General features: G+C 31.6%; 29 protein-coding genes and 1 other annotated feature. Of the genes, 20 read left to right on the forward strand and 9 right to left on the reverse strand.

Annotation, left to right across the window (positions count from 1 at the left end; translation table 11 throughout):
* The first annotated feature begins 128 nt into the window (after window positions 1-128).
* Both ACHZK0_RS12230 and ACHZK0_RS12235 read left to right on the forward strand, forming a co-directional pair.
* A complete protein-coding gene (locus ACHZK0_RS12230; protein WP_262742643.1) occupies window positions 129-683 on the forward strand; it encodes a D-glycero-alpha-D-manno-heptose-1,7-bisphosphate 7-phosphatase in 555 nt (184 codons plus the stop codon).
* A 51-nt stretch (window positions 684-734) separates the two neighbouring features.
* The gene (locus ACHZK0_RS12235) at window positions 735-1310 is read left to right on the forward strand and encodes an NUDIX hydrolase (protein ID WP_262742641.1); all 576 of its coding nucleotides are present in this window, start codon (window positions 735-737) and stop codon (window positions 1308-1310) included.
* A gap of 52 nt (window positions 1311-1362) precedes the next feature.
* Here ACHZK0_RS12235 and ACHZK0_RS12240 read toward each other — a convergent pair whose 3' ends face one another.
* Complete coding sequence (locus tag ACHZK0_RS12240) at window positions 1363-2079, reverse strand: SDR family oxidoreductase (protein WP_262742640.1); 717 nt, start codon at window positions 2077-2079, stop codon at window positions 1363-1365.
* 195 nt (window positions 2080-2274) lie between these two features.
* On the opposite strand from ACHZK0_RS12240, the gene ACHZK0_RS12245 reads away from it, so the two are divergent.
* The 4 genes from ACHZK0_RS12245 to ACHZK0_RS12260 all read left to right on the forward strand — a co-directional run bounded on the left by ACHZK0_RS12245 (window position 2275) and on the right by ACHZK0_RS12260 (window position 5488).
* The gene (locus ACHZK0_RS12245) at window positions 2275-2613 is read left to right on the forward strand and encodes a winged helix-turn-helix transcriptional regulator (RefSeq protein WP_262742638.1); all 339 of its coding nucleotides are present in this window, start codon (window positions 2275-2277) and stop codon (window positions 2611-2613) included.
* A 266-nt stretch (window positions 2614-2879) separates the two neighbouring features.
* Window positions 2880-3632 carry a class I SAM-dependent methyltransferase gene (locus ACHZK0_RS12250; protein WP_262742637.1) on the forward strand — a complete coding sequence of 251 codons (753 nt, stop codon included), beginning with the start codon at window positions 2880-2882 and terminating at the stop codon, window positions 3630-3632.
* A 195-nt stretch (window positions 3633-3827) separates the two neighbouring features.
* Window positions 3828-4622 (forward strand): VOC family protein, encoded by a 795-nt coding sequence (locus ACHZK0_RS12255; RefSeq protein ID WP_270608335.1) that lies wholly within the window; start codon window positions 3828-3830, stop codon window positions 4620-4622.
* A 116-nt stretch (window positions 4623-4738) separates the two neighbouring features.
* On the forward strand, window positions 4739-5488 hold the full coding sequence (locus tag ACHZK0_RS12260; RefSeq protein WP_270344275.1) for a phosphotransferase family protein: 750 nt from the start codon (window positions 4739-4741) through the stop codon (window positions 5486-5488).
* An 84-nt stretch (window positions 5489-5572) separates the two neighbouring features.
* On the opposite strand, the gene ACHZK0_RS12265 is transcribed toward ACHZK0_RS12260, so the two are convergent.
* Entirely contained in the window at window positions 5573-6520 is a 948-nt protein-coding gene (locus tag ACHZK0_RS12265; RefSeq protein WP_395761610.1) for a phosphotransferase enzyme family protein, read from the reverse strand.
* A 192-nt stretch (window positions 6521-6712) separates the two neighbouring features.
* Between ACHZK0_RS12265 and ACHZK0_RS12270 the strand changes: the two genes are divergently transcribed.
* Entirely contained in the window at window positions 6713-7801 is a 1089-nt protein-coding gene (locus ACHZK0_RS12270) for a helix-turn-helix domain-containing protein (RefSeq protein ID WP_395761611.1), read from the forward strand.
* A gap of 14 nt (window positions 7802-7815) precedes the next feature.
* Here the strand turns inward: ACHZK0_RS12270 and ACHZK0_RS12275 are convergent, their stop codons facing one another.
* Together ACHZK0_RS12275 and ACHZK0_RS12280 are read right to left on the reverse strand one after the other, a co-directional pair.
* Entirely contained in the window at window positions 7816-9507 is a 1692-nt protein-coding gene (locus tag ACHZK0_RS12275) for a M3 family oligoendopeptidase (protein ID WP_395761612.1), read from the reverse strand.
* Between the two features lie 17 nt (window positions 9508-9524).
* The gene (locus tag ACHZK0_RS12280) at window positions 9525-10463 is read right to left on the reverse strand and encodes a DMT family transporter (protein ID WP_262742630.1); all 939 of its coding nucleotides are present in this window, start codon (window positions 10461-10463) and stop codon (window positions 9525-9527) included.
* 127 nt (window positions 10464-10590) lie between these two features.
* Here ACHZK0_RS12280 and ACHZK0_RS12285 point away from each other — a divergent pair, with 127 nt between their 5' ends.
* The 3 genes from ACHZK0_RS12285 to ACHZK0_RS12295 all read left to right on the forward strand — a co-directional run bounded on the left by ACHZK0_RS12285 (window position 10591) and on the right by ACHZK0_RS12295 (window position 12709).
* Window positions 10591-11970, forward strand: coding sequence for a PLP-dependent aminotransferase family protein (locus ACHZK0_RS12285; protein WP_395761713.1), 1380 nt, complete (start codon window positions 10591-10593; stop codon window positions 11968-11970).
* A gap of 11 nt (window positions 11971-11981) precedes the next feature.
* Complete coding sequence (locus ACHZK0_RS12290) at window positions 11982-12329, forward strand: carboxypeptidase regulatory-like domain-containing protein (protein ID WP_395761613.1); 348 nt, start codon at window positions 11982-11984, stop codon at window positions 12327-12329.
* Window positions 12330-12505: 176 nt separating this feature from the next.
* Complete coding sequence (locus ACHZK0_RS12295; protein WP_016087753.1) at window positions 12506-12709, forward strand: hypothetical protein; 204 nt, start codon at window positions 12506-12508, stop codon at window positions 12707-12709.
* A gap of 27 nt (window positions 12710-12736) precedes the next feature.
* Here ACHZK0_RS12295 and ACHZK0_RS12300 read toward each other — a convergent pair whose 3' ends face one another.
* Window positions 12737-12979: a hypothetical protein gene (locus ACHZK0_RS12300; protein ID WP_262743576.1), complete on the reverse strand. Its 243-nt coding sequence runs from the start codon at window positions 12977-12979 to the stop codon at window positions 12737-12739.
* 110 nt (window positions 12980-13089) lie between these two features.
* On the opposite strand from ACHZK0_RS12300, the gene ACHZK0_RS12305 reads away from it, so the two are divergent.
* From ACHZK0_RS12305 to ACHZK0_RS12325, 5 genes are all read left to right on the forward strand, one after another.
* A complete protein-coding gene (locus ACHZK0_RS12305) occupies window positions 13090-14016 on the forward strand; it encodes a zinc-binding dehydrogenase (protein WP_262743575.1) in 927 nt (308 codons plus the stop codon).
* 217 nt (window positions 14017-14233) lie between these two features.
* A complete protein-coding gene (locus ACHZK0_RS12310; RefSeq protein WP_081110398.1) occupies window positions 14234-14407 on the forward strand; it encodes a hypothetical protein in 174 nt (57 codons plus the stop codon).
* A 177-nt stretch (window positions 14408-14584) separates the two neighbouring features.
* Window positions 14585-15082 (forward strand): DUF421 domain-containing protein, encoded by a 498-nt coding sequence (locus tag ACHZK0_RS12315; RefSeq protein WP_132135917.1) that lies wholly within the window; start codon window positions 14585-14587, stop codon window positions 15080-15082.
* Window positions 15083-15317: 235 nt separating this feature from the next.
* The gene (locus ACHZK0_RS12320) at window positions 15318-15947 is read left to right on the forward strand and encodes a class I SAM-dependent methyltransferase (protein WP_395761614.1); all 630 of its coding nucleotides are present in this window, start codon (window positions 15318-15320) and stop codon (window positions 15945-15947) included.
* A 280-nt stretch (window positions 15948-16227) separates the two neighbouring features.
* Entirely contained in the window at window positions 16228-17706 is a 1479-nt protein-coding gene (locus ACHZK0_RS12325) for a UDP-N-acetylmuramoyl-L-alanyl-D-glutamate--2,6-diaminopimelate ligase (RefSeq protein WP_395761615.1), read from the forward strand.
* 155 nt (window positions 17707-17861) lie between these two features.
* Here the strand turns inward: ACHZK0_RS12325 and ACHZK0_RS12330 are convergent, their stop codons facing one another.
* Window positions 17862-18563, reverse strand: a complete 702-nt coding sequence (locus ACHZK0_RS12330) for a class I SAM-dependent methyltransferase (RefSeq protein ID WP_395761616.1) — start codon at window positions 18561-18563, stop codon at window positions 17862-17864.
* On the reverse strand, window positions 18560-19462 hold the full coding sequence (locus ACHZK0_RS12335) for an SMP-30/gluconolactonase/LRE family protein (RefSeq protein ID WP_395761617.1): 903 nt from the start codon (window positions 19460-19462) through the stop codon (window positions 18560-18562). Before ACHZK0_RS12335 ends, ACHZK0_RS12330 begins: the two co-directional genes overlap by 4 nt.
* Window positions 19463-19602: 140 nt before the next feature.
* On the opposite strand from ACHZK0_RS12335, the gene ACHZK0_RS12340 reads away from it, so the two are divergent.
* Complete coding sequence (locus ACHZK0_RS12340; RefSeq protein WP_064774857.1) at window positions 19603-19773, forward strand: DUF2197 domain-containing protein; 171 nt, start codon at window positions 19603-19605, stop codon at window positions 19771-19773.
* Between the two features lie 66 nt (window positions 19774-19839).
* Window positions 19840-20096, forward strand: a binding site (T-box leader).
* Between the two features lie 82 nt (window positions 20097-20178).
* A complete protein-coding gene (gene lysS / locus ACHZK0_RS12345) occupies window positions 20179-21732 on the forward strand; it encodes a lysine--tRNA ligase (RefSeq protein ID WP_395761618.1) in 1554 nt (517 codons plus the stop codon).
* Between the two features lie 57 nt (window positions 21733-21789).
* On the opposite strand, the gene ACHZK0_RS12350 is transcribed toward lysS, so the two are convergent.
* Window positions 21790-22218 carry a cell wall hydrolase gene (locus tag ACHZK0_RS12350; RefSeq protein WP_048529870.1) on the reverse strand — a complete coding sequence of 143 codons (429 nt, stop codon included), beginning with the start codon at window positions 22216-22218 and terminating at the stop codon, window positions 21790-21792.
* A 157-nt stretch (window positions 22219-22375) separates the two neighbouring features.
* Here ACHZK0_RS12350 and ACHZK0_RS12355 point away from each other — a divergent pair, with 157 nt between their 5' ends.
* From ACHZK0_RS12355 to ACHZK0_RS12365, 3 genes are all read left to right on the forward strand, one after another.
* Window positions 22376-23290, forward strand: coding sequence for an acetamidase/formamidase family protein (locus tag ACHZK0_RS12355; RefSeq protein ID WP_395761619.1), 915 nt, complete (start codon window positions 22376-22378; stop codon window positions 23288-23290).
* Window positions 23291-23417: 127 nt separating this feature from the next.
* Window positions 23418-24125, forward strand: coding sequence for a response regulator transcription factor (locus tag ACHZK0_RS12360; RefSeq protein WP_061680220.1), 708 nt, complete (start codon window positions 23418-23420; stop codon window positions 24123-24125).
* Entirely contained in the window at window positions 24122-25105 is a 984-nt protein-coding gene (locus ACHZK0_RS12365) for a sensor histidine kinase (protein ID WP_262743218.1), read from the forward strand. The genes ACHZK0_RS12360 and ACHZK0_RS12365 overlap by 4 nt, the downstream gene beginning before the upstream one ends.
* Before the next feature lie 316 nt (window positions 25106-25421).
* Here ACHZK0_RS12365 and ACHZK0_RS12370 read toward each other — a convergent pair whose 3' ends face one another.
* Window positions 25422-26048, reverse strand: coding sequence for a DUF6518 family protein (locus ACHZK0_RS12370; protein WP_262743217.1), 627 nt, complete (start codon window positions 26046-26048; stop codon window positions 25422-25424).
* Window positions 26049-26060: the final 12 nt, after the last annotated feature.

Raw genomic sequence — 26060 nt, forward strand, 5'->3', positions numbered from 1 at the left:
TTGAACCACCTTTATTATAGAGGAATTTTAAAATCATCCGTCCAATATTTGTTATGTATAGAATTCTGTAATTTTTAGATGAACCCTACTTTTTAGAGGCATTTTAAAATCTAAAGGAAGAAATAAAAATGAAGGCAGTATTTCTAGATAGAGATGGGACAATTGGAGGGACAGGTAGAGGTATTCACCCGAATGAATTTACATTATTTGATTTTGCACCTAAAGCAATTCAAAAGTTAAATAACTTAGGATTAAAAGTGTTTTTATATACAAATCAAACTAGAATTGGAAGGGGATATTTCACCGGAAAAGAACTGCTTAAAGGATTTCAAAAGATGCAACAAATTTTAAAAGATGAAGATGCTTATATAGATGGAATGTACTATTGTCCACATAAAATGAATAATAGTTGCGACTGCCAAAAACCGAATATAGGTTTACTTTTGAAAGCAGCGGAAGAACATGGTCTATGCTTAAGCGAATGTTTTCTTATTGGAGATACAGGGAGTACAGATATGAGTGCAGCTGAAAGAGCTAATATGAAAAAAATTTTAGTACGAACAGGATGGGGAGAAAGCTCATTAACAAAGTATAGAAATTCGTGGAAAGAAACGAATCCGGATTATATAGCGGAAAATTTACTGGATGCAGCGTATTGGATTGCAGAGAATTCGAAAACATAATAAAATTATAGTAAACTAGTTTGTGAGAGAGTTAATTTAGGAGGGAAAATATTGATACATATAGATAAGAATGTACGAACATCAGGTGCATATGTAATGTATAGGAATTTATTTGTTTTTCAAGTTGGACCAACGAGTAAAGGTGATACATTAGGTGTAGTAAGGCTTGGAGGACATAAAGAAGCGGATGAAACAGCAGTACAAACCGCTAAAAGAGAAGTGAAAGAAGAAGCTTCTATTGATGTTTCTATATTGAATTCACCAACTACATTTTATAAAGGGAATTGGAATGCACAATCCAAGAAAATAAAAATAGAAAGTGAAGTCAATCCACTATTAATTATTGATAGCCAAGATGAAACTCTATCTATTATGTATGTTGCTTATTCAAAGATTCCACCTAAACCATCTTCTGAAACAAATGGACTACTGTTACTTTCATTGAATGATATTGAATTAATTTGTACTGGGAAAATAACATTAAATGATTATATCAATCAAGACGGAGTTGCTATTTTAAAAGAAAAAATGAATAAAGATTTAGTTTTACAACCTTTTCCGCAATTATTATTTTTAGCAGAAATATTAAAAGAAGATCCAACATTACTATATCACTTTCTAAATTAATTGTAGCCTCCTTATTACTAGTTAATATAAGGAGGCATTAAATTTGTAATAATTAATGATATGTGTATCCTCCATCAGGAAACAATACATTACCTGTAGAAAAACTATTTTGCATTAAATACAGTACAGTATGCGCAATTTCATCATTATGGCCAGGTCGTTTTACAAGAGATAGAGATTTATAAGTTTCATAAGCAGCTAGTCTATTTTCATTTTGTTCATTCTCTCTTTGTATTGTTCCGGGAGAAACAACATTAACTCTAATTGGAGCTAGCTCAACAGCTAAAGCTTTGCCTAAACTTTCAATAGCGCCATTACATGCTCCGTAAGCAGGCGCTCCTTTAAGTGGTCTTTGACTAAATGCACCGGACATTAATACGATAGATCCAGAGTTTACAAGAAAAGGAATTGCATATTTTACGGCATAATATTGTGGCCAAAACTTTCCAATAAAGCTACTTTCGGCAATATCATCTGTAGTGGTTATTGGTCCGAGTGTGTAAGAAGCTCCTGGTGTGAACAAATGATTAAAATCCCCAATGTTCTTGAAAAACGCTTGTAATTGGTTTTTATCTTTGTTATCCAATACATAAGTCTGAAGATGATTGTTATTAATTACTTCTTGAGCAATCATTAATTTTTCTTTGGATCTTCCTGCAATAATAACATGTGCGCCTTGTTCAATTGCTTGTTGTGCTGTTGCAAAACCAATACCAGAACTCCCACCAATGATAACGATTCGGCTACCTTTTAATGTAGTAATAGACATATTTAAGCCACTCCTTTAATAAAGACTTTAAAATAAAGCTGTTATGCCTTTATTATTCGCTAAAAGATAGCAAGTGAAAAGTATGCACTTTTTATGTACATAGTCGCACATTTCGTACTAATCACTATTTATGAGGATATGAAATGTGAAAAATTATTAAAAATGATTTATGTTGTCTGAAGAAAGGTGTGAAAAATGGATTTACAAGAACCGAAGTTAAAAGGAGTAATAGCAACACTTCAAATAATCGGAGGGAAATGGAAACCACTCATTTTGTTTATATTATTAACAGATGGAACAAAACGGTTTGGTGAATTAAAGCGATTAATACCGGACATATCTCAAGGGACGTTAGCGAAGCAACTTAGGGAATTAGAGCAAGATCAATTAATAGAACGCGAGATTTATCAAGAAATTCCACCTAAAGTGGAATATAGTTTATCTGAGCATGGAAAAACAGTAAGTATAGTGTTAGATAGTATGTGTGGTTGGGGGAGAAGACATTTAGAATATATTAATGAAGATAAACTGTAAAAATATTATGTAAACTAAAATGTGTAAAGCTGCTATTTTGATAATTTATATTTTATGATATACTTAATTAAATGATGTTATTGTATATATATTCTTTTAATTGCGGTGGGATGAATTTATCTATAGCTCGAAGTAAGTAGTTGTTTGGGATTGAGAGATGCGTACTAGATATAAAAAGAGATTTACGAATATATAAACTATGAGTCTATTTTGGGGATGATCAGGATTAAACATTGTATGCATATTAACAAAGGGGAAATAATAAAATGAACGAATTAGAGTACAAAAACTTTTATGATAAAGTAGGAATATTAAATGGATGGGATTTTAGTAAAATAAAATGTGAAACTGTAGGAGATTCATGGGACTTTTATAGTGAGGTAAAAGAAAGATGCAAGCCATCACATATTTTACTAGATGTTGGTACAGGTGGAGGAGAAAATGTACTTAACATATCATCTTCAGCTAAATTGTTAATTGGAATAGATAATTCTAATGGCATGATTGAAACAGCACATTCTAACTTGAAAAAATCAGATGTACAAAATGTTGAGTTTCTTCAAATGGATTCTGAAGCTTTAACGTTTCCACATGCGCATTTTGATATTTCTTCATGTTGTCATGCACCATTTGCAGCGACTGAATTATCAAAAGTAATGAAAAAGGGCGCTTTTTTCTTAACACAACAAGTTAGCGAACATGATAAATTGAACCTGAAAGAGGCATTTGGAAGAGGACAATGCTTAGGCGAAAGAGATGGATCTTTAAAAGAAAAGTATATGGCTGAACTTATAAATGCAGGATTTGAACTCGTGCAAGTACGTGAATATGATGTTACTGATTATTACAGTACGTCGGAAGATCTTATTTTCTTGTTAAAACATACACCTATTATTCCTAGATTTGGAGAAGAGGAAGAGGATTTTACTATTTTACAAAAGTTCATTAATGCAAATAGTTCTGAAAAGGGGATTCGTACGAATTCAAAAAGATTTATGATTATTGCTGTAAAATCATAATGTATTTTATTGTAGAAGCTGCTTTTCGTTTGAGGAAAGGCAGCTTTTTTGTATGGAAACAATGCGGGATAAATTTGAATATTCATACTAAAGTTGTAGCTTTTATTTGAAAAAATCCACCCTTCTGTTTGATTTTATCTATTTATAAGTGTAATACAATACGAATAGATAATATGAAACAAGGGGGAATGTAACATGATTACACATATATCAGATATAAAATTACAAACGGTTTCGATAGAAGGGGTAAAGCAAGTTTATAAGGACATATTATCTTTTCCAATAAAAAAAGAAACGGCATCTTTTATTCAATTTGAAGTAACACCATATACAACAATTAGTTTTCAAGAAGTATACGAACCAATCGCACCTGCACACTTCGCTTTTGAGATTCCATATTCAAAATTCCACGGAACAGCAAGATGGCTAGAAGAATCTGGATTACTTATAGCCAAATGGAAAGATGGAAATACAATTGGTGCAGAGAATGGTCTCTTCAATTTATACTTTAAAGACGGAGATGGAAACCTTCTCGAGATTATCGCACATACGTATGTGAAAGAAGATGTATTAGTTCCGCAGTCACCTTTAAATATTTTATACGTAAGGGAAATTGGTCTTCCTGTTAAAAGTGTACCCGTATTTCGCGAATGGTTGAAATCAAATCTAAATATGAAAACGATGGAAGATGGGGATATTTTCAACTTTGTAGTTGGTGGCACTGCCTATATTGTTGCGACTTGGTGGCAACGACCTTGGATTCCGATTGCGATGAAAGCTTTACCACCGAAAGTGCATGTTTCTTTCGGAACACCAGATCTTGCATTTTTACAGCAAATCCAAATTAACTTTAAGAAAAATTGTGTACCATTTCAATGTAAACAAAATGAGGTATCATTTATTGAGCAAGGATATGCATTTTCAATTGTGCATACACCACATTTTCCTTCCAATATTCCTAGTAAATTAAACTTACCACTTTCTATTTAAGGATAGAAAGTGGTAAGTTTTTTATATTTTCTTAGAGAAGGGTTTCCGCATAATTACACTGAATTTATATAGGAGTATAAAGTGTCAGCTTAATTTACAATAAGGAGAGAAATGAATTGAATTTAGGAAATCCGATAGCAAAAGGGAATACAGCGGAAATTTATCTCTATGATAGTAAGGTTGTAAAATTATTTAAAGAATATCTTCCAGATACAGAGTCTATAAATGAAGCAAAAAAACAAAAATATGCTTATTCATGCGGGCTACCAGTTCCAAACGTATTTGAAGTGACAAAGATACAAAATAGACAGGCAATTATTATGGAATACGTAAAAGGAGATAGTATTGGTGATCTCCTGCTAAATAATCCAAATGAGGCAGATCATTACATAAATATTTGTGTGAATGAACAAAAGAAGATTCATTCTATTCGTGTGAACACAGATGAAATAGAATCAATGAGAGAAAGGTTAGAGCGACAAATTAAATCTATTTATAAATTGGATGAAAAACAAAAGGAAAATATATTGAATAAGTTACATTCAATCATGTTTGAGCCTAGATTATGTCATGGGGATTTTCATCCGTTTAATCTAATTTTGAGTAATAAGAGTGTGAATAGTATAGATTGGGTTGATGCTAGTTCAGGTGACATTCGCGCAGATGTGTTTCGGACATATTTATTGTATGCACAGTCTTATATAGAATTAGCGGAAATGTATTTGCAAATATATTGCAGGAATACCGATCTAACAAGAGATGAAATTTTTCAATGGGCTCCTATTATTATTGCAGCTAGATTTGCTGAGAGGGTATCTCCGCAAAATGAATTGTATTTAAACAGATTATTGAATCAGTATTTATAAGTAATGAAACAAAGGTTGTCTAGTAGCTAATTAGTAAATGGTGTTGTTTAACTAAATTTTCCTTGTAGTTAAACAACAGCATTTTTAAACATTAATATAGGTATATTTAGTTTCGATTTTCATCCTATAAAGGTTCATTATCCGTACTTGTTCCTCAGTTAATTCTTCTTTATCCCAATACATATGCATTAAGCTATATTCAAAAATCTCCTTTAATTTAATAAACATAGGCAACTTGTCTATCATCTCTTTAGGTAGCTCATTTTCCTCTTGATATCCGTCAAATATTGCTTTTGTAATAGAATGTTCATAGTCTGCGATATTCCCATTTCCAGCAAATGAATATTCTATCGCACTATAAATAGGAACTGCTAAATCAAATATATAAAAATGTTTTTCACAGTCTTGAAAATCAATCATTGTTAAGTTTGAATTGTTTTCAACTAAAATGTTTTCTAACCATAAATCACCGTGAATTAAGCCGTAATTCGAAGTAGATTTCTCTAGCCCCTTTATAGAAGTTAAAACGTCAGAGGCAATTTCTCTTATAGTAGTTTCATGTTTAGGGATATACTTAAGAAAATTATATTCTTCGTTTTCATACCAATCGTTTATATGTTTAACCGGTTTAGTCTTTTCAAAGCTTTTAGAAATACTATGTAATTTTCCAATTTGTTTACCAAGCTTTTTAAATATATTAGAATTCCATTCACACCTTGGTAAGTGTATACCAGGCGCAGCTTTATATAATACGGAAAAAATCTCCTTGTTTAATGTTAACCTTTCTACTAAATTCCCATTAAGAGAATGTATGATTGGAGGAACTGCTAAACCATTTTCATATAAAAAGTTCGTATATGTAACTTCTTCTAACTGTTCTTCATATGTTTTGTAGTTTGTAATTCTAATGAAGTATGTACCTAGTTCTGTAAAACATTGATACATTTCATTCGTTATTGGTTTCATGTTAATAAAATTTAACGAATATTGTTCATTTATGAATTGAAGTATTTCTTTTTCGAGATCGTTCATTGTAACGTCCTTTCTAAACTTTATTTTTTTACTTGAGAACGAAAAGGTTCTTAATTTACAACATTCGTGTTTTATTTTTGATTTCCTTTAAAATGAAGCATGAAGTAATGAATGGCTCATTTTATAAAACACAAGAAATATCAAAAGAAAGAAACGAACTTCCTTTATACTTATAAATAAGGAGTGAAGGAAATGAAGGAACATATACAGAAGATGATTGATTGGATTGAGAGCAATTTAAAAGAAGAATTTTCAGTAAATGAATTATCTCGTTATATGGGTTATTCTCCGTATTACTGTTCTTTTAGATTTCGCCAAGTAACAGGCATTAGTATTAGACGCTATATTCTTTTGAGAAGATTGTATTTATCTACGGGGGATTTGACGAATGATAGAAAGATAATAGATATTGCATTGGATTACAATTATTCTTCGCAAGAGGCTTATAGTAGAGCTTTTAAGAATGTTTTTGGAATGAATCCAAGAGAATTCCAGCTTAACAAAATGCCTATTCAGTCATTTATTAAACTAAAAATAGAAGGGGAGTTTAAAATGAATGTTTCTAGAAAATTAGAGGTTGAGCAGTTACGAAATAGGAAAAGAGAGCTGTTTGATAAAGATGTACTAAACATATTAAATGGTCAAATGATGTATGAAGAATTTAAAAATGAAAAGCTAATGGGTGATTCTGAATATGCACCATTTAATGAGGCAATGTGTGTGAACCTGGCTACTACACAAGTTTTTAATGAAGAGTTTATTAAAACAAGAGCAGAAGGTCATAACAGTGCAATAGAAGGTTATACAGAAAAGGTTATAGACCCGTTAGAAAAACTTTTTACGAAAAAGTATAAATGTATTGTTTTATGGTTTGGTGAAGATATGTTTTGCCAAATGAACCTACTTACCATGCTTTCTTTCCTTGAACAGTCATCTTATGAAGGGAAGGTATTCTTAAATAGCTTCAGAGAGGATGAATTTAAAGTAAGTCAAATTGAACTTGAATTGGGGGATTATTCTTCTATATACAATGAAGTATTAGTAGACCATAAAAAGACTTCCCGTAAGGTACCACCTGTAATGTATCAGGCTATAGACTTATATTTAGAAATGCTAAAAGAAGATAATATCGTAATGAAATTCATCTCTAAAAATCAAGGCTTATCAAATCACGAATTATTAATAAAGTTGTTTCAACTTTTTCCAACAATCGGATACGGTGATTCTCAGTACATAGAATTGATAAATAAAATAAAGAAGAAAGCTGAACCTAAAATATAGGAACAGCTTTCTTCTTACAATTGTTCAAGTGACTCTAATTCGCCCTCTACAAATAACATTAGTTCTTTAAGCGTTTCTCCAGAAAAATCAAAACGAATACCGGCTACCTCATATACTTCAGTTAAAGATCTAGAGCTACCTAATGATAGAGCTTTTTTATAATTTTCTATTGCTTGTTTAGGGTTTTCTTTATATTGTTTATACATTTGCAATGCACCAAGTTGTGCGATAGCATATTCGATGTAATAGAATGGTATTTCGAATATGTGTAGTACAGGTAACCAACCAGTTGCGATCCAATTTTCATACCCTTCGATATTTACGACGCATGATTGGTAAGTGTTATGTAATTCTAAATATTTTTCATTTCTTTCCTTAGCACTATGATTAGGATTTTCATACATCCAATGCTGGAATTGATCAACGATAAGCATTGGTGGTAAATATTTAACAATATCTTTAAAGAAATCTAATTTTGCTTTTATAAATTCTTCTCTATTCTCATAAAATGTATCCCAATATTCCATCGAAAATAATTCCATTGTCATGCTAGCGAGTTCTGCTGATTCAGAAGGGATTTCCAAATATTTTTGAAGTTCTAACTGCTTCATACATTCATTATGAATACTATGGCCCATTTCATGGAGGAAAGTAGTAACATCATAATGTGTATGATTGAGATTCATGAAAATGAAAGATAATTGAGAAGCAGGTAAATATTCGCAAAATCCTCCTGGTCCTTTTCCTTTACGACTTTCTAAATCCAAGCAATTATTTTTATGCATACGGTCCAGTAATGTTGAAAATTCAGGGTCTAGTTTGTGTAAAACATGAGAACTTTTTTCGATTAAATCGCTCGCGTCTTCGATAGGTTTTAATGCTTTTTGATTTGGTGCGGTTGCTTTTACATCCCATGGACGAAGGCTATCTACTTGAAGTACAGATTTTTTCTCATTAAATATCTTATCGATAAGTGGCACTACATGCTTACGAATAGATTCAGCAAGCTCATAGCAATCATCAGGTGTATAATCAAATCGTTCATGTTTTTTAAACATATAATCACGATAATTATCTAATTGAATGTTTTTGGCCTTTTGGTGACGGATTACGATTAATTCATTTAATATATGTTGTAATGTATCTTCAACAGATAAGAATGTTTCAGAAATGAGCGTTTTTGCTTTTTTTCGAATATGACGATCCGGATCTTGTAAGTAAGACTGTAGTTCAGTAATTGTTTTCTCTTCACCGTCCCATAGTGCAGTTAAACTACCTGTAATTTCGAAGTACTGTGTTACTAGTTTGTCTTCAGTTATCTCTAAATCAATGTTCTTTTCACAAAATAATGTTTGCGCGTTCTTAATTTTTTTATCTAGTAAGCTATACGTTTTTGGATCAAGTTCCATTCGAAAAGGGGACTCTAAATATTTATTATCAAATGAATTCTGATAACGTTTCAAAAGAGGCCTTACAAATTGTTGATCATATTCAAAAGCATCTTTTATTTTTTTATTATCTGTATTACATTGAAAGGCGATATAGTGCAATCTTAATTGTTCTTCAATTCCCAAAATGACTGTAGATTGTTTTTTTAACCAGTTTTCAAGTTCTAGTTTTGAAGAAATCACTTCATTTAATAAAGTAGAAAGAGAATTTTCTAATTCTAATACATTATTAATATCAATCGTATTTACACGTTGCAATATTTATCCCTCACTTTTTATTTACTTAAGGAAGTATTCTTCTTCTTTACTACAATCCCTTTTTTTCCTAGGAAGTTTGTGCCCACAACTCCAAGAACAATCAAAATTGTTCCGATGATGTGATAGTATGCGATTTGTTCATGTAAGAATACAACACCCGCGATAATTGTAATAAGTGTAGATAAGTTGCTGAAAACACTTATTTTAGCTGCTTCAATATAAGATAACGAATAGTTTAATAACAATGCAGTTAGTAAAGAAGATAGCAAACCTAAATATAAAATGGAAATAAGAAAGGTACCGTTCATAAATGGTGTAAAGTATATAGTTAATGTCCCTTTGTTTATATGGCTGACGATAGCAATTAAATTAAAACTAATAAAACCAATCGCTGTCATTGTATAAGTTAAATCCATAAGCTTGAAATTATTTGCCATTTTCCGTGCTAATACATTATAGAAAGCAGATGATAATGCCGATAACAAAATAAGAATAACGCCGATGATACTAGTTTCATAAGCCCCTAGACCATTCATTATAAATATATAAATGACACCGATGACGGAGATGAGTACAGAGATTTTTTGTGATGTATTCGTATACTCTTTTAAAAAATAGGAAGCTAAGATCATCGTAAATATTGGGATCACCGCTTGTATAATTCCTGCTTCAGATGAACTTGTATACACTAATCCAAAAGCTTGAAAAGCAAAAAAAAGTGCTGGATAAAAAATCGCAATTGGTAAAAGAGAAAGTATATTTTTAAATGATATATTTAACTTTATGAATCCAAAAATAACCGGAATATTTGCTGCTATGAAAGCAACTGTAAAACGATGAGCCAGAGTATCAAGAGGGCTTGTAATGGTTAGTGTTAGTTTCACGAATAAAAAGGAAAATCCAATAATAAATGAATAGAGTAATGCTGATATATATGCTTTTGTTGTATTTTTCATAATTTCACCTCATAGTAGTTGATTTCTTACTGGCCAGTATACGTACATAGTAAACTTTCTGATCTAGTGCTACAATGTGAACAAATACAAACTGTACCGGTACAAATTAAATGATGAGGTGGTAATGATGTATAAATATTTACATGTTTTCAACGACTTAAAAAGTATGATTCAAAATGGGGAGATAAAAGAAGGTAAGAAACTACCGTCTATTCGGACACTAGTTACGCAATATGAGTGTAATAAGGCAACGGTTATACGGGCGCTACATGAATTAGAAAAGCGTCATATTATTTATTCTGTGCCTCAAAGTGGGTACTACGTTGTTAAAAAATCTGGGAATACCATAGAAAATAACGAGATAATTGATTTTGCTTCCTCAGCACCAGATCCAGATGTTTTCCCATATTTAGATTTTCAGCATTGTATTAATAAGGCCATTGATACGTATAAAAATGACTTGTTCGTATACGGAACGCCGAAAGGTTTACCGTCTTTAATTCCGGTCATTCAAAAACAATTAGCAAATTATCAAGTGTTCACGAAAGAAGAAAATATTTTTATAACGTCAGGTGTACAACAAGCGCTAGCGATACTAACTTCTATAGCATTTCCAAATGAGAATGAAACGATATTAATTGAACAGCCAACATATCATTTATATATTGAGTATCTAGAAATAAATAAAATTCCTGTAATCGGTATTAAACGTACGAATGAAGGTATTGACTTGCATGAATTGGAGCGTATATTTCGAACAAGTAAAATAAAATTCTTTTATACGATACCGAGATATCATCATCCGCTTGGAACTTCTTATTCTAAAGATGAGAAAGAAAAAATCGTTTTATTGGCTAAGAAATATAATGTATTTATAGTGGAAGATGATTATTTAGCAGATTTAGAAACAGATTCAAAAGCAGATCCGTTATATAGCTTGGATGATGGTAATCATGTTATATATTTGAAAAGTTATTCAAAGATTATTTTTCCAGGTTTACGAGTTGGTGTAGCCGTAATTCCACCGGTTATTGCGAATGCTTTCCATACATATAAAAAGATTTTAGATATCGATAGCCCGATGATATCCCAAGCTGCTTTAGAAATTTATATAAAGAGTGGCATGTTTGAACGTCATAAAAATAAAATTAAATCTTCCTACTACAATAGATCAATAAAATTAGCGGAATCATTAAAAAAAGTGCAAAATGAAAATCCATCATTATTTGCATATAATAGAAAAAACACATTGGGAATACACACTTGTTTAGAAATAGAAAAAAACATAGCTATAGAAACAATCATAAAAAATTTAAGAGAAAATCAAATTAGTATCGATTCAGTTGATAGAAATTATTTAAATGATTTTCATAAAGAAAAGTTGCTAAAGTTAAACGTATCGAATGTAAAAGAAGATAAAATTGAAGAAGGTATTCATAAATTGATTGAGGAAATCAAACAAGTGGGACGGATAACCTTTCAATTTAAAAAAGAAAAAAATAAATAAGGAGGTTTGTTGTGAGACGCAAAATAATTCTCTTGTTTGTGTGTATCGTTATAATAATTGGAGCTATCATTGTGACTAAATATTATAAAGAAGATGATCAATGTATTGCAGTTGGTAAGTATTCAAGAGGTATTATCGTAGATCAAAATAACGAACCTATATCTAGTGTTAAAATTTATGAAGATTCAATTGAAAGTAAGGAACGTAGTATTTCAAATACACAAGGCGAATTTGAAATACTAAATGGAGTTTGTGGTGAGATTGTATTACAATTCGTTACTCCAGATGGAGAAATCTATACGAGGAATTATGATAGTAAGCATATACCGGAAGTGATAGAACTGAGTTATAAAAAGTAAGGGGAATTACATGAAATTCTTTTAAGGAAAAGCTGTTTAATTTATATTTTGTAGAGCACTCAATAGCTGAGTGCTCTTTTTATTTATGACATAAGTATTTGAAATGGAAATACACTACCAATATATGGTACTCTTTATGTATAGCATTTATTATGAATAGGAGGGTGATGGAATCTATGGGGGTACGTATAGTCGATGATTTACAGCAATTATCGCTATTACTAATGTTTTTAAGTACATTAATATTTTACAGATACTTAAAGAAAGTGAAACGAGAGAGAAAATTGACTGGTTTTGAATGGACCATGTATTTTGTCACTCAATTTGCGACATTAATTTGGGCATTTACTTATTTCATTAAACACTTAGCTGAATCGTAATTCCTATTCTTTTAATCTAATGTATTGTTATCTATTAGGGATATAAATATAGTCCGTATCTAAATCAATGACAACATCGCTCGTGATGTCTTCTCGTAGTAATTTTGGGATTTTTTCATAATGGTAATGTATACAAAATAAGCTTAGAAGATCTTCGTTAGATATCTCTTCATTTTTCACATTTAAATACATTGTTCTTAATTCGTTTAGAGAACAGTTAAGGCCAATAACATACTCATTAATTCCATATCCATCAAATTCAATTATCATATTATCACTGTTGGTTGCTAACCAACTTTATAGCTTAAATTTTAGATGAATCTATTATACATGGTTTGCAATTTAGTGAGAATATATTTTTATAAAGTGAGAGGGAAGCTATGGAACAATATAAGTTAGTTTTAGAAGGACCTAAACAATTGAATTGGCAAACTGATAAAATTAAGTCCATACAGGATGATGAAATTATTGTTAAAACAATCGCAGGTGCAATAAGTATTGGAGCAGAGTTACCACAGTATAAAGAATCGGATGGTTCAGATACCAATCCTATGTATCCAAGAAAAACTGGATATGAAAGTTATGGTGAAGTTATTCAAGTTGGTAATAAAGTAACAAATTTAAACGTAGGGGATAAAGTAGTCTCTTTTTATGGACATGAAACGGTAGGAATAGTTAAGGGAGATAAAGTCATTCAAGTTCCTAGTTATATAAAATCTAAAGTTGCTTTATTATCTATTCTTTCGTGTGATGCTGCTAAAGGGGTATTGAAGCTAGACCCGCGACAGGATGAAAAAGTACTTATTACTGGAATGGGAGTTATCGGTTTACTCGCTTGTTATTTCTTAAAATACTATGTAGGTGTGGAACATGTGGATGTTGTGGAGCCTAATAAAAATAGAAAAGAATTTGCAAAGAAGTTTGGTGCGAACAACCTCTTTGATTCAGAAAAGCAAATAATAGAAACATATAATTACGGTTTGGAATGTTCTGCTACAAATAGAGGGTTTCACACATTGCAAAAGGCTATTAAAAGTAATGGGGCTATATGCATTCTTTCTGATGGTAATATAGAAGACTTAACATTAACCGCCGACTTTTATCGAAAAGAATTGCAGATCATTGGTTCAAGTGACGGATATGATTATCAAAAACATGCAGATTGGTTTTTTAATCAGATAGAAAGAACACCATGGATAGAAGAGATTTTTCAACATGAGATTCATTATACTGCTCTTGAAAAATGTTTTGAAGAATTGAGTGAAGGGATAATTACCCCCTTAAAAGTATTTGTCTCATATGAATAAAATGATCAGGTACATGTCACATAGCTCACGTATGTTTCGTCATGAATATGATAATAAAATGAGGGATAACAACTATAGGGATTTTTTACAGGTGCAACGTTTTGTGTAAACAAAGAAGTTTTTTTGCTCTTTCATTATGAACAAATAGTATATTATCTTTCTCAATGTACATATTAAGTAAAGTGTTTAATATCATGTACATAAAAGGCGGGCTAATATGGATGAGAAAAAGAAAAGTGAAGCATTGAGTAAATTTAAGAAACAATGGTTTAATGAAGATAATCAACCAGTAGCTGGTATAGAGTTAGCTTTACCACCTGATATAGGCAGCATGTTAGACTTGAAATCAGTTGATGATAAAAGTGGAGAAAGTAATAATGAATTAGTTTAATCTATACGCATCCATTCGGGTGCTTTTTATTTTGGGGGCAATGGAAGATTGATCAAAATAGATTCTTTTCAGAATATGTAAGTATGATTTTCACAAAAAAGTTTAATTAAAATTCTTTTAGAATGCTATATGAAATGGGAATGCTAATAACATTCACTATTAAAGGATTGGGCCATAATGAATATTATTTTGGAGAGTATTATTTTAATTTTCACCGGAATGATTGCATTAAAAATGACTGGTAGTACATCTGTTAGCCAAATGACAAGAGCTGAAATCATTATAGTAGTATCAATTGGACGTATTATTGTAGAGCCTGTATTAAGTAGGAAAGTAGTCCCATCTATATTTGCGGCTGTAATATTTGCAAGCATACTTCTTATCATTCATTTCTTTGAATTGAAATCAAGGAAGGTGGAACAATTCCTTAATGGCAGTAGCATTATAATCGTTGAAAACGGTGAGATTATTAAAGCGAACTTGATAAAGGCAAAAATGTCAGAACAACAACTATATATGCAATTAAGAGAAAAAGGAATTCATGATTTGAAGAGTTTACAACAAGTTACAGCCGAACCGAATGGACGTATTGGTTATCGATTAATAGAGAAAGCTCAACCGATAACTTTAGAAATGTTAGAAAAAATATTAGATCAGCACAAAATAAAAAAATAATTTCTTATGTGAAAATGCCAATATACAATAGAAGTATTGGCATTTTTTATTTTTTCTAAATGTAAAAGTTAATATTTAGAATACATATTCAGCCAATCTTTAAATTAGATATAGGTTTATTAATATGCTATATTCAATGGACCTATAGTAACTGTGGTGAAAAAAGCAGCTTTTAAATTAATAGGTCTTTCATGTGATGCTAAACATGAGATAAGAATAAGGAGATAGAAATAAAATGGAATTTTGGGAATCAAGTTTTATTGAGAAGCAAACGATGTGGGGATTTGAACCTACTGAATCTGCAATTTTGACAAAAGATTTTTTTCTGAAAAAGAACGTTAAAGACATATTAATACCGGGTATTGGATATGGAAGAAACGCAAAGGTGTTTATCGAAAATGGTATAAATGTAACAGGTATTGAAATCTCAAAAACAGCCATCGATTTAGCGAGAGAAAACGGACTAGAAGATGTTCGTATGTATCACGGTTCGGTTAACGAAATGCCTTTTGATAATAAACTGTATGACGGGATATTTAGTCATGCACTTCTTCATTTGTTAAATGAGCATGAGCGAGAGAAATTTATTAAAGATTGTTATAATCAGTTGAAACCAGGTGGATATATGGTTTTCACAACTGTTTTTAAAAAAGCTCCAATGTATGGAAAAGGAAAACAGTTGGACAAAGATTATTTTGAGATAATGGAAGGTGTAAAAATGTTCTTCTATGATTCTGAATCTATAAAACAAGATTTTAATAAGTACGGATTAGTACAAGTTTCAGAAATTGATGAACCAAATAAGATCATGGAAAATAAGCCTTCAATTAATTTCTTAATGATAAAATGTAAGAAAGAACTATAATTAAAAGTTATTAAATATGATTAAAGATGTTTATATATTGATTATGCACAAATAAAAAGGACAAGCATATAATAGAAATACCTATTAACTTTAAGTAACCTTAACTTTCTTTAATAGGATATCTCAAAATCCCCAAAAAGAGCACTTGCGGAAACAAGTGCTCTTTTATTTATGTATATTGAAGATAATTAAAATTCGTTCGACTGATATGGAATTTTAAACCATTATTTTATATGAAGTGGTAAAATAAGTAGGGTAAATGTGTAAGGGGGCGAGGGATTTGAAACTAAAAGAGTTGGCGGATTTGTTATTGATTAAAGATACCATTGGGAATATGAATGTAGAAATTACGGGATTAGAAATGGATTCTAGAAAGATCACTAGCGGAAATCTTTTTATATGTGTATCAGGTATTGATGGTTTTCTTGAAGATCGACATCAATTTGTTGAAGATGCAGTGAAAAATGGAGCTGTGGCGTTAATTGCAGAAAGAGATGTAAACATTGAAATACCTAAAATAATTGTAAAAGATGCAAGGTATGCTATGGCAATTATCGCATCACATTTCTATGGCTACCCATCTAATAAAATAAAGATCATTGGAATTACAGGAACAAATGGTAAAACCACTACATCCTATTTACTTGAAAAAATTTTGACTGATCATGGATTTCAAACAGGGCTTATGGGGAATAACGGAGTGAAAGTTGGTTCGAAATGGTATCCTACTGATATTAATACGCAAGAGCCACCGATACTTCAGCGGAATTTGCAAAAGATGAAAAATCATAATACAGATTATTGTGTTATGGAAGTTACTTCACAGGGTTTACATATGGAAAGAGTTAAAGGGTGTAACTTTAAAACCGCTGTTTTTACAAATTTAACGCAAGATCATTTGGATTATCATGGTACATTTGAGGAATATAAGCATGTAAAAGGTCTTCTTTTTTCTAGATTAGGAAATGATTTTTCTACTACAGATAAAAAAATTGCTATTTTGAATGCAGATGATCCATCAGTAGAATACTTTAAAAAAGTTACTTCTGCTGAAGTGATTACGTATGGGATACATAATGGAGCGGATGTTCAAGCGAAGAACATAACTTTAAGCCCAAAAGGAATTCAGTTTTTAGTTTCTACATTTAATGGGGAAAAAGAAATCAATCTAAATCTAGTAGGCCATTTTAATGTTTATAATGCATTAGCAGCAATAACAGCTGCATTGGTTGAAGATATTCCGCTTACAAACATTAGTTACAGTTTATCTCATGTAAAGAGCATTGAAGGTAGAATGGAAATCATAGACGAAAATCAAGATTTCCTTGTAATCGTGGACTATGCTCATACACCAGATGCGTTAGAAAATGCCCTCTCTACAATTAGCGAGTTTTCAAAAGGTAAAATTATTACTGTTTTCGGTTGCGGTGGAGATAGAGATGCAAAAAAACGATCTATAATGGGTGAAATTGCTGGAAATTATAGTGATTTTGTTTATATTACTTCTGATAATCCACGTTCAGAAGACCCTTATGCAATAATGAAAGATATTGAAAAAGGATTTTCACAAAATAATAATTTGAATTATAAAGTAGAAGTAGATCGTGAACTGGCTATAAAACATGCAATAAACATGGCATCTTCTAATGATATCGTTTTAATTGCTGGGAAGGGGCATGAAACGTATCAAATTTTAAAGGATTCGACTATTCATTTTGATGATAAAGAAAAAGCTCGACAAGCAATTATTGATAAATGAATGAATTCAATTAATAGCTGAATAGTATTTCTAATAAAAATAATGTTTTAGAAAAAGCTAAAACTAATAACGAAGCAATTTTATAAAGAATTTATGATTGAAAGGTAAGGGTGTTTCTATGAATATATGAGGGGAAAACCTTACCTTTTATAGTTTTATTTCTGAAAAACAAATGTTATAGCATTTGTATTTAATTGAATATGCCTTTCATCGCGAACAATATTATAGACTAATTCTTTTACTTCAACTTTAATTTCTTTCCATTCCTTATAAATGCTTTTTAATAGATATATCATATCTTCAGTAGGAAGGTTAATTTCAATTAAAGCATCTAATTTTTCATTCGTATGTAAGTCTATTTCTTGTATGTTCGAGTTAATAATGAAACAATTGATACCACCAGCTTTTGTACCTTTTTTCATAGAGTGGAGCACGTTTTTTAAATCTTCTTCTGATTTGACATGCTCTAAACTTGAAACTGCAACGATATAATCATAAGTATCAGGTTGGATGTAGTAGTTTTCAATTGCTGCTTGTTCTGTTTGTATGACTTGAAATACATCATGTTCTTTACTATACGTTTGTAATTTTGTTAAAGCGGAATCCAGTAAGTCCACACAAGTAACAGTACCACTACCATTTTGTATCTTTTGTGCAATTGGAATACTATTTCTTCCAACGCCAGAGCCGAGATCAAGCACTTGTAAGTTATTTTGTCCTTCAAAGTACTCCATTAAGTCCATAACTGTTTTAACCGGTTTGTAAAGCCAAGAGCCAGTTTCGAATAGTTCATATTGTTCATAGCAAAGGTCATGATATTTTTTTTCTTCGTGTCTTATGTAATCGATACGGTTCATATAGTTTCAGCTCCAATATTATTATTGCGAAATGAATGGGTAGGACAACCTTTTATATTCGTTTGAATTCGAAAAATACCACCAGCATGTGGATATTGTTTTAATTCGTTATTTGTCATTCTTGTTCTGGCTGTTGTAACATATAAATCTGTTAAATTAGGCCCTCCAAATGTACACGAGGTTACATATAACGCTGGGATTGGGATACTTAATATTTGCTCTCCAGTTAAAGGGTTCCACCTAGTAATCTTTGAACCGCCCCAATGTGCAATCCATAAACAACCTTCTTCGTCTATTGTCATACCATCAGGTAGACCGTCATTTTCAGGGAAAATGATTACATCATTTGGATTACGAATTTCTCCAGTACTTATATCATAATGAAAACGAACTACTTTTTTAGTAGGTGTATCAATAAAATAAAGGTCTGTATAATCAGGTGACCAAGCAATGCCATTTGATGTATTTACATATGCAATTTTTTTCTCGACACTTAAATTATTATTTAAACAATACAAGGAACCTGCAGCATTAATACCGTATGTATCTGTAGTGCCTGCCCAAAAACGTCCTGCTGGATCGCATTTTCCATCGTTAAAACGATTTTCAAATAAATGTGGTTCAGAGTCAAAAATATGTGTCAGTTTTTCTGTTTTTACATGAATAGAATAAAAGCCATTTTCCATAGCTAGGAGTAGTACGTCTTCTAAATATGGAACAACACAGCCGATTTGTTGATTAAGAGCGATTACTCGGTTTGTATTAGTAGTAGGATTAAATATGCATAATTGTTTCTCCATAATATCAACCCAGTATAAAAGTTGTTTATTTTCATTCCAACATGGCCCTTCAGCTAAACTTGCTTTAGCATCTAAAACTAATTCTATATTACTGATCAAGATGTTCACCTCGCTTTATAAGATATTTATATAATTCGATAAGAATAGAGGTAAACCTTTAGTCAGAAGATATTAAGATTTGTACTTTGGAAAACTGATTTTCTCAAGTGATTAAAAAATGTATAAACATGGAGAGGAAAATGCATATGATGTTTTATGAAATTGTTTGCTTTTCTTGTAAAAATATATTCCGTGTATACGAAGGAAGCGAAAAATATAAGCGATTTAAAGAGAAACCGAAAGGGACATATTGTTGTGATGAATGTAGTCATAAAATTCAATTAGAAGCGATAAAGCATTTATTTAGATAGAATTTTAGTTCGGAAAAGTTTGACAATAAAAGTATTATAAATTATCATATGAAAAAACTAATATTTAAAATGGCATAGAAGAGAAGAGTAGTTAAGAAAGAATACGTACAGAGAGCTCTGGTAGCTGAGAAAGAGCGGTATACATCTTAATGAAAAAAGACTTGGAGCTGCGCAAGGAACTAATTTGTTTAGGGATGGTGCGACGGGTTCTCCCGTTATAGAGATAGGGTATAAGCATATTTTGCCGTACCTGAAGAGGTTAATATGGCGACGTATTAACAAACTGAGGTGGTACCGCGAAGCTAACAACTCTCGTCCTCAAGATGAATAATCTTGGGGGTGGGAGTTTTTTTATTGCATAAATTTGAAAATGTGAAAACAAATAATAATTGAGGTGAGTAACATATGCATTGGGCGTATGAAGTAGCACATGAATTAATTAGAAAACATCCAAACAAAGAAACGTTTGTTTGCGCATCTGGAATAAGTCCATCTGGTTCTGTTCATATCGGGAACTTCCGTGAAATAATAACGACGTATTTCGTGGTAAGAGCACTACAAGATTTAGGGAAAAAGACTCGTTTTATATTCTCATGGGATGATTATGATAGATTTAGAAAAGTTCCTAAAAATATTGATCCATCTTTTGCAAAATATATTGGTATGCCGTACTGTGATATTCCAGATCCATATGGCTGTCATAATTCGTATGCAGAGCATTTTGAAAAAGAGTTTGAGAAATCTCTTCAAGCATTTGGAATTGAAGTGGAATTCATAAATCAACATGCTGAATATAGAAGCAGAAGGTATAACGAAAATATATTCGAGTCTTTATATAAAAGAAAAGAAATATATGATATTTTAATGGGTTTTAAAACTGGAGAGTGTAGTGAAGAAGAGCGAGAGAGCTTTTATCCAGTTACATTATATTGTGAAAAATGCGGGAAAGATGCAACAACGATTACATATTTTGATGAAGTATTAAAATCAGTTCAGTATGAATGTGTATGTGGAAATCAAAATGAATTATCAGTATTAAATACAAATAAAATGAAACTGAATTGGAAAATCGATTGGCCGATGAGGTGGATGATAGAGGATGTTATTTTTGAACCGGGTGGAAGAGATCATTCATCGGAAACGGGTAGTTATAATGTATCCAAGGAAATCGCAAAAGAAATATTTAATCGTGAAGCTCCTCATTACGTTGCGTATGATTTCATAGGAATAAAAGGGCATCACGAAAAAATGTCTAGTTCTTCAGGGAATAGTATTACACCTAGTGAGTTGTTAAAAGTGTATTTACCAGAAGTGATTCTTTTCATGTTTGCTAAATATAGACCAAACGCAGCTTTTCATATCGGTCTTGATGAAGATGTGATTCGCAATTATACAGAATATGAACGATTGAAAGATAGTTATGAGAATAAAATGCTCAAAAATGAAGATTTATTTGATGCAATTAAACTCTCTAGAGTTGATAGTGGGTTTAAAGAATATCCGAAATTTAACCAAGTAGCAGGAACGTTACCACTATTAAATTTTGATTCATCTATTTTACAAGATACATTAGAAAAAATAGATAGAAGTTATACATTAGATGCTATGATAGCGATATGTAACCGCGCAGAGTATTGGATAAGAAACTTTCAATCTGAAAAATTAATTGCAGTAAATCTAGAGAGAAATACAGAGTTTTACAACACATTAGATGAAAGACAGAAAGAATGGTTAGTAGAAGTTTGCAAAATACTTCGTTCTAATAAAGATTACTCTAACTTAATGGAAAATTTGTATTCAATTTGTCATCATGAAAATAAAAAAATAATGAAAGAAAATCAAAAACAATTGTTTTTGATTATATATAGGCTCATTATGAATCAGTCTAGCGGCCCACGTATACCGTTATTAATACATGTTGTGGGAGTTGAAAAGTTCATCGCATTATTAGATTTCTAAACAATCTAAAAGAAACGCAAGTACTCAGAGATTTAAGTACTTGCGTTTCAAATTTTGCTATCGTGAATACATTTTTGGACATTCATCACCACGAGGTTCATAAAAACAATGACTTTTAAATTGCCCTGCAAACGGTTGGTTATACCATTCAGGTGGACAAGCTCCAGTTGGACGAAAATACCAAAGAGCCCATCGTGCTGGCCAGCGCCATTCACCTTGTAAAACTTTTCTTGCGATATCTTTTTCTGATTCGCGAGCACGCTGATAAAAATATCCGTATTGCACTGCTTCAAATCCACCGGGACTTTGATATACTGCATCACGTACAGATCGAAGTTGTTTAAAGTCTAAGCAATCACAAAATACACGATTTACTACTACGCAGCCAACAAGTTGTTCACCTTGTCGACCTTCTCCTTCAGCTTCAGCACGAATTAATCGAGCTAGCAAATCAACATCGCTTTCGTTATATGGAATAAGGGGCATAGTGCTACCACCTTTCTTTACCTGTTATAGTAAAGAGTGTATGTATGAAAATAAGCTATGTGCTTTTCTATATGTAAATATCAATAAATATTAAAAGGAGCTTTTACGAAAAAAGCTAATTAATAATTGTGGAGTAATATAAAAAGGGAGAGATAACATGAATCGCATTCATAAAGAACATATCGTTTACGCAATGTCACCAGATAATCAGCCTTGTATGGAAGTAGAAGTAGGGAGTCGTCTTGTATTTGAAACATATGATTGCTTTGAAAATCAAATTGACTCTGAAGATGTTGCGTTTCAAGAATTAGATTGGAACCGAATTAATCCAGCGACTGGTCCAGTATTTATTAATGGTGCAGAACCCGGTGATATTTTAGTCGTATCGATTGAACAGATTAAAATCGCAGAGCAAGGTGTTTTAACTACAGGAACGAATCTTGGCGTAATGGGTGAAGATTTAAACGAAAATACAGTGAAAATTGTCCCAATACATAATGAACATGTTTTGTTTTCAAATGAACTACAAATTCCGATTAATCCAATGATTGGTGTTATTGGTACTGCGCCAAAAGAAGTGAGTATTTCATGTGGCACTCCGCATGATCACGGCGGTAATATGGACTGTAAAGAAATAAAAGAAGGGACAACATTACTATTACCTGTAAATGTTCCTGGCGCTCTATTAGCATTAGGTGATTTACACGCGGCTATGGGTGATGGTGAAATTGGTGTTAGTGGAGTAGAGGTTGCTGGTGAGGTAACTGTAACAGTTCAAGTTATAAAAGGAAAGAAATGGCCACTACCAATGGCTATCCAAAAAGAAAAAGTAATGACGATTGCTTCAGAGAAATTGTTAGATGATGCAGCGAATCGCGCTGTACGTAATATGGTGACATTTTTACATGAAGAATTAGAAATGTCTAAAGCTGATGCAACGCTTTTATTATCTGCTGCAGGTAATTTGAAAATTTGCCAAGTTGTGGATCCGCTGAAGACTGCTCGGATGGAATTAGGTATGAATTATGTGGAGCAATTGGGATTTACTTTGAGTGAATTTTATATTAAATAAGAAATAATAGAAGAAGGATGCTGTTGTATAAAAGTATCCTTTTTTGATTTACGGATTATATAAAAAAAGGTAGTATTTATTTTATATAATTGAATATAAGATTGTGGATCGAAAAAGGAGTAATCACATGGTTAAAATTATGATTGTAGAAGACGATATGAAAATTGCAGAACTATTATCAACACATGTCGCGAAATATGGATACGAAGGAATTATTGTATCGGATTTTCAAAATGTATTAAACATTTTTTTAGAAGAACAACCAGAGTTAGTTTTATTAGATATTAATTTACCAAGTTTTGATGGTTACTATTGGTGTCGTCAAATTCGCGGAGTTTCTACATGTCCGATACTATTTATTTCGGCTCGTGAAGGCACGATGGATCAAGTTATGGCGCTTGAAAACGGTGGCGATGATTTTATTTCAAAGCCATTCCATTACGAAGTTGTAATGGCTAAAATTCGTAGTCATTTAAGACGTGCTTACGGAGATTATGCACCGAAAGTAGAAGAGCGGATGGTTGAGCAACACGGTCTTTGTTTATATCCCGAAAGGCTTGTATTAAAGCTTAAGAATCAAGAGATTGATATAACAAGAAATGAAGCTATTTTATTAGAGATGTTAATGAAAAATTATCCGCGTGTTGTGGGTAGAGAAGTGTTATTAAATAAATTATGGGATAGCGAATCTTATGTTGACGATAATACTTTAAGCGTAAATACAACTCGTGTTCGTAAAAAGTTAAAAACGTTACAGATTGAAGATGCGATTGAAACGATTCGTAGTGTCGGTTATAGATTACATATTACTTGGGATACCGGTATGGAAAAATGATAAGATTGTTTATTCGAGATCATATACCACTTATTTGTTTTACAGCAATCCAACTACTAGCCATATTTCTTGTATATTGGTTTGATGGGCATAACCATATTGCAACGGCATTATATGCAATGTTTTTAGGTGTCTTTTTTATGGTGAGTTATTTAGTATTTCGTTACTTTACTCATCGTACGTTCTATGAAAGATTAGCAAATCCGTTGCATTCTTTGGATGATTCTGTTCAAAAATCAGATTTTGCAGTTTTATCTACTGCGCTTCAGGACTTACTTGAGGTGCAATATCGACATTATCAAAATCAGCTGCAAATACAAGAGAGAAAAAATAATGATCATTTAACCTTTATGAACCAGTGGATACATCAAATGAAAACACCTTTATCTGTAATAGAATTAATTACACAAGATGAAGTCGATCCACGGTTTGAAAGTATTAATGAGGAAACAGATAGGCTGAAAAAGGGATTAGAGATGGCTCTGTATGTTGCACGTTTAGAGGCATTTACGCAAGATTTTTATGTGGAAAAAGTACAACTACATAAAATAGTGAATGATTCCGTGCATGAACATAAACGCTTCTTTATCCGGAATTTTGTATATCCTGAGCTTAAAATTGATAAGGATATAACTGTAGAAAGTGATGCGAAATGGTTACAATTTTTAATTGGACAAATACTATCAAATGCGATTAAATATTCGTCAGGTAGTAGAGAGAAAATTAAAGTAAATGCTCGTAAGGAAGGTAATAACGTCATACTTGAAATTATCGATAGTGGTGTAGGAATTCCGAAGCAAGATGTACCAAGGGTGTTTAAGCCTTTCTTTACAGGAGAAAATGGTAGAGATTTTAAAGAATCAACTGGAATGGGACTATATCTTGTATATGAAATTACGAAACAATTAGGACATAGTGTAGAAATCCATTCAGAAGTTGGTAAAGGTACCGTTGTACGTATTATATTTTTTAATGTGTAAATAAGTGATCTAGGCTAAAGAACTTTGGAGATAAGTTTTTTAGCCTTATTTTATAGTGATTATATGAAATGGTAAAAGGTCATCTTAGCATGTATGATGACACACTAATAAATACGATTGTTAAATTAGAAGTATTTAATAAAAAGCTGATAAATATTTTTGTAAGAAAAAAGCCATCCCTTTGAAAGAGATAGCTTTATGAATCCATCCTATGAATAAGTGTATCAACATTAATAAGTATAATGTTCGAATTCGTGATATGTTTGTAGATTATAATAGAATTTGTCTTTTGTTTTTTCATGATACAGTATTGTAATTAAGTAAACAAACTTAATAGTTTATATCCAATTAATCCTAAAATAGTGATAGGGACCATCATTAAGAAAGAAGAAATTCGATTAGCATTAGAGCGTTCTAATACAAGAATCAAGATAATCCCGACTATCACTTCGGTATATCCAACAGGTAACATGTGATTATAGTCTTCAAAATTTAAAAGAATGTGAAGTCCATCCGTTACAAAAACGCCACTAATAAGTGCGCTTCCGAATTTATGAAGTGGATTTGTAGTATCTTTCCATAGAAAACCTGCAATTCCAAAGATAGTTCCTCCTATAAATGCACATACAATCCATACAGATATAAAATAAATAGAGTGAGCTACATTTGTAATAACTATTGCATAACCATAATAGCCTAATATCATACCGAGTAGTGCAAGGATACCAGAAACTATAGCTGTACGCTTAGAATAACTAAAGCTAGCCACAAAAAAGGATGGAATTAACCAAACGCTTCCTAGATTAGCTAATGAATTCCAATGTCCTGGAAGTATACCTTGCCCCAATTTAGTTAGTATACCAACAATAATCCCTACTATAATCGGGATGAGAAAAATCCTTAAAAACATATTTAACTTTGTGATTTTTAATGTCCTGTCCATAAATTCAATCCT

Origin of the sequence: Bacillus sp. 3G2 (assembly GCF_044324725.1) — a bacterium.
Classification (GTDB): Bacteria; Bacillota; Bacilli; order Bacillales; family Bacillaceae_G; genus Bacillus_A; species Bacillus_A mobilis.

What these genes read in the sequence shown, in the direction of transcription:
- ACHZK0_RS12370 (WP_262743217.1), bottom strand. Translation starts at nt 26,048, where the DNA reads ATGGACAGGACATTAAAAATCACAAAGTTAAATATGTTTTTAAGGATT.
- ACHZK0_RS12365 (WP_262743218.1), top strand. Translation starts at nt 24,122, where the DNA reads ATGATAAGATTGTTTATTCGAGATCATATACCACTTATTTGTTTTACA.
- ACHZK0_RS12270 (WP_395761611.1), top strand. Translation starts at nt 6,713, where the DNA reads ATGAAGGAACATATACAGAAGATGATTGATTGGATTGAGAGCAATTTA.
- ACHZK0_RS12250 (WP_262742637.1), top strand. Translation starts at nt 2,880, where the DNA reads ATGAACGAATTAGAGTACAAAAACTTTTATGATAAAGTAGGAATATTA.
- ACHZK0_RS12280 (WP_262742630.1), bottom strand. Translation starts at nt 10,463, where the DNA reads ATGAAAAATACAACAAAAGCATATATATCAGCATTACTCTATTCATTT.
- ACHZK0_RS12300 (WP_262743576.1), bottom strand. Translation starts at nt 12,979, where the DNA reads ATGATAATTGAATTTGATGGATATGGAATTAATGAGTATGTTATTGGC.
- ACHZK0_RS12285 (WP_395761713.1), top strand. Translation starts at nt 10,591, where the DNA reads ATGTATAAATATTTACATGTTTTCAACGACTTAAAAAGTATGATTCAA.
- ACHZK0_RS12320 (WP_395761614.1), top strand. Translation starts at nt 15,318, where the DNA reads ATGGAATTTTGGGAATCAAGTTTTATTGAGAAGCAAACGATGTGGGGA.
- ACHZK0_RS12310 (WP_081110398.1), top strand. Translation starts at nt 14,234, where the DNA reads ATGGATGAGAAAAAGAAAAGTGAAGCATTGAGTAAATTTAAGAAACAA.
- ACHZK0_RS12350 (WP_048529870.1), bottom strand. Translation starts at nt 22,218, where the DNA reads ATGCCCCTTATTCCATATAACGAAAGCGATGTTGATTTGCTAGCTCGA.
- ACHZK0_RS12305 (WP_262743575.1), top strand. Translation starts at nt 13,090, where the DNA reads ATGGAACAATATAAGTTAGTTTTAGAAGGACCTAAACAATTGAATTGG.
- ACHZK0_RS12245 (WP_262742638.1), top strand. Translation starts at nt 2,275, where the DNA reads ATGGATTTACAAGAACCGAAGTTAAAAGGAGTAATAGCAACACTTCAA.
- ACHZK0_RS12330 (WP_395761616.1), bottom strand. Translation starts at nt 18,563, where the DNA reads ATGAACCGTATCGATTACATAAGACACGAAGAAAAAAAATATCATGAC.
- lysS (WP_395761618.1), top strand. Translation starts at nt 20,179, where the DNA reads ATGCATTGGGCGTATGAAGTAGCACATGAATTAATTAGAAAACATCCA.
- ACHZK0_RS12340 (WP_064774857.1), top strand. Translation starts at nt 19,603, where the DNA reads ATGCATATGATGTTTTATGAAATTGTTTGCTTTTCTTGTAAAAATATA.
- ACHZK0_RS12240 (WP_262742640.1), bottom strand. Translation starts at nt 2,079, where the DNA reads ATGTCTATTACTACATTAAAAGGTAGCCGAATCGTTATCATTGGTGGG.
- ACHZK0_RS12265 (WP_395761610.1), bottom strand. Translation starts at nt 6,520, where the DNA reads ATGAACGATCTCGAAAAAGAAATACTTCAATTCATAAATGAACAATAT.
- ACHZK0_RS12255 (WP_270608335.1), top strand. Translation starts at nt 3,828, where the DNA reads ATGATTACACATATATCAGATATAAAATTACAAACGGTTTCGATAGAA.
- ACHZK0_RS12295 (WP_016087753.1), top strand. Translation starts at nt 12,506, where the DNA reads ATGGGGGTACGTATAGTCGATGATTTACAGCAATTATCGCTATTACTA.
- ACHZK0_RS12230 (WP_262742643.1), top strand. Translation starts at nt 129, where the DNA reads ATGAAGGCAGTATTTCTAGATAGAGATGGGACAATTGGAGGGACAGGT.
- ACHZK0_RS12360 (WP_061680220.1), top strand. Translation starts at nt 23,418, where the DNA reads ATGGTTAAAATTATGATTGTAGAAGACGATATGAAAATTGCAGAACTA.
- ACHZK0_RS12315 (WP_132135917.1), top strand. Translation starts at nt 14,585, where the DNA reads ATGAATATTATTTTGGAGAGTATTATTTTAATTTTCACCGGAATGATT.
- ACHZK0_RS12355 (WP_395761619.1), top strand. Translation starts at nt 22,376, where the DNA reads ATGAATCGCATTCATAAAGAACATATCGTTTACGCAATGTCACCAGAT.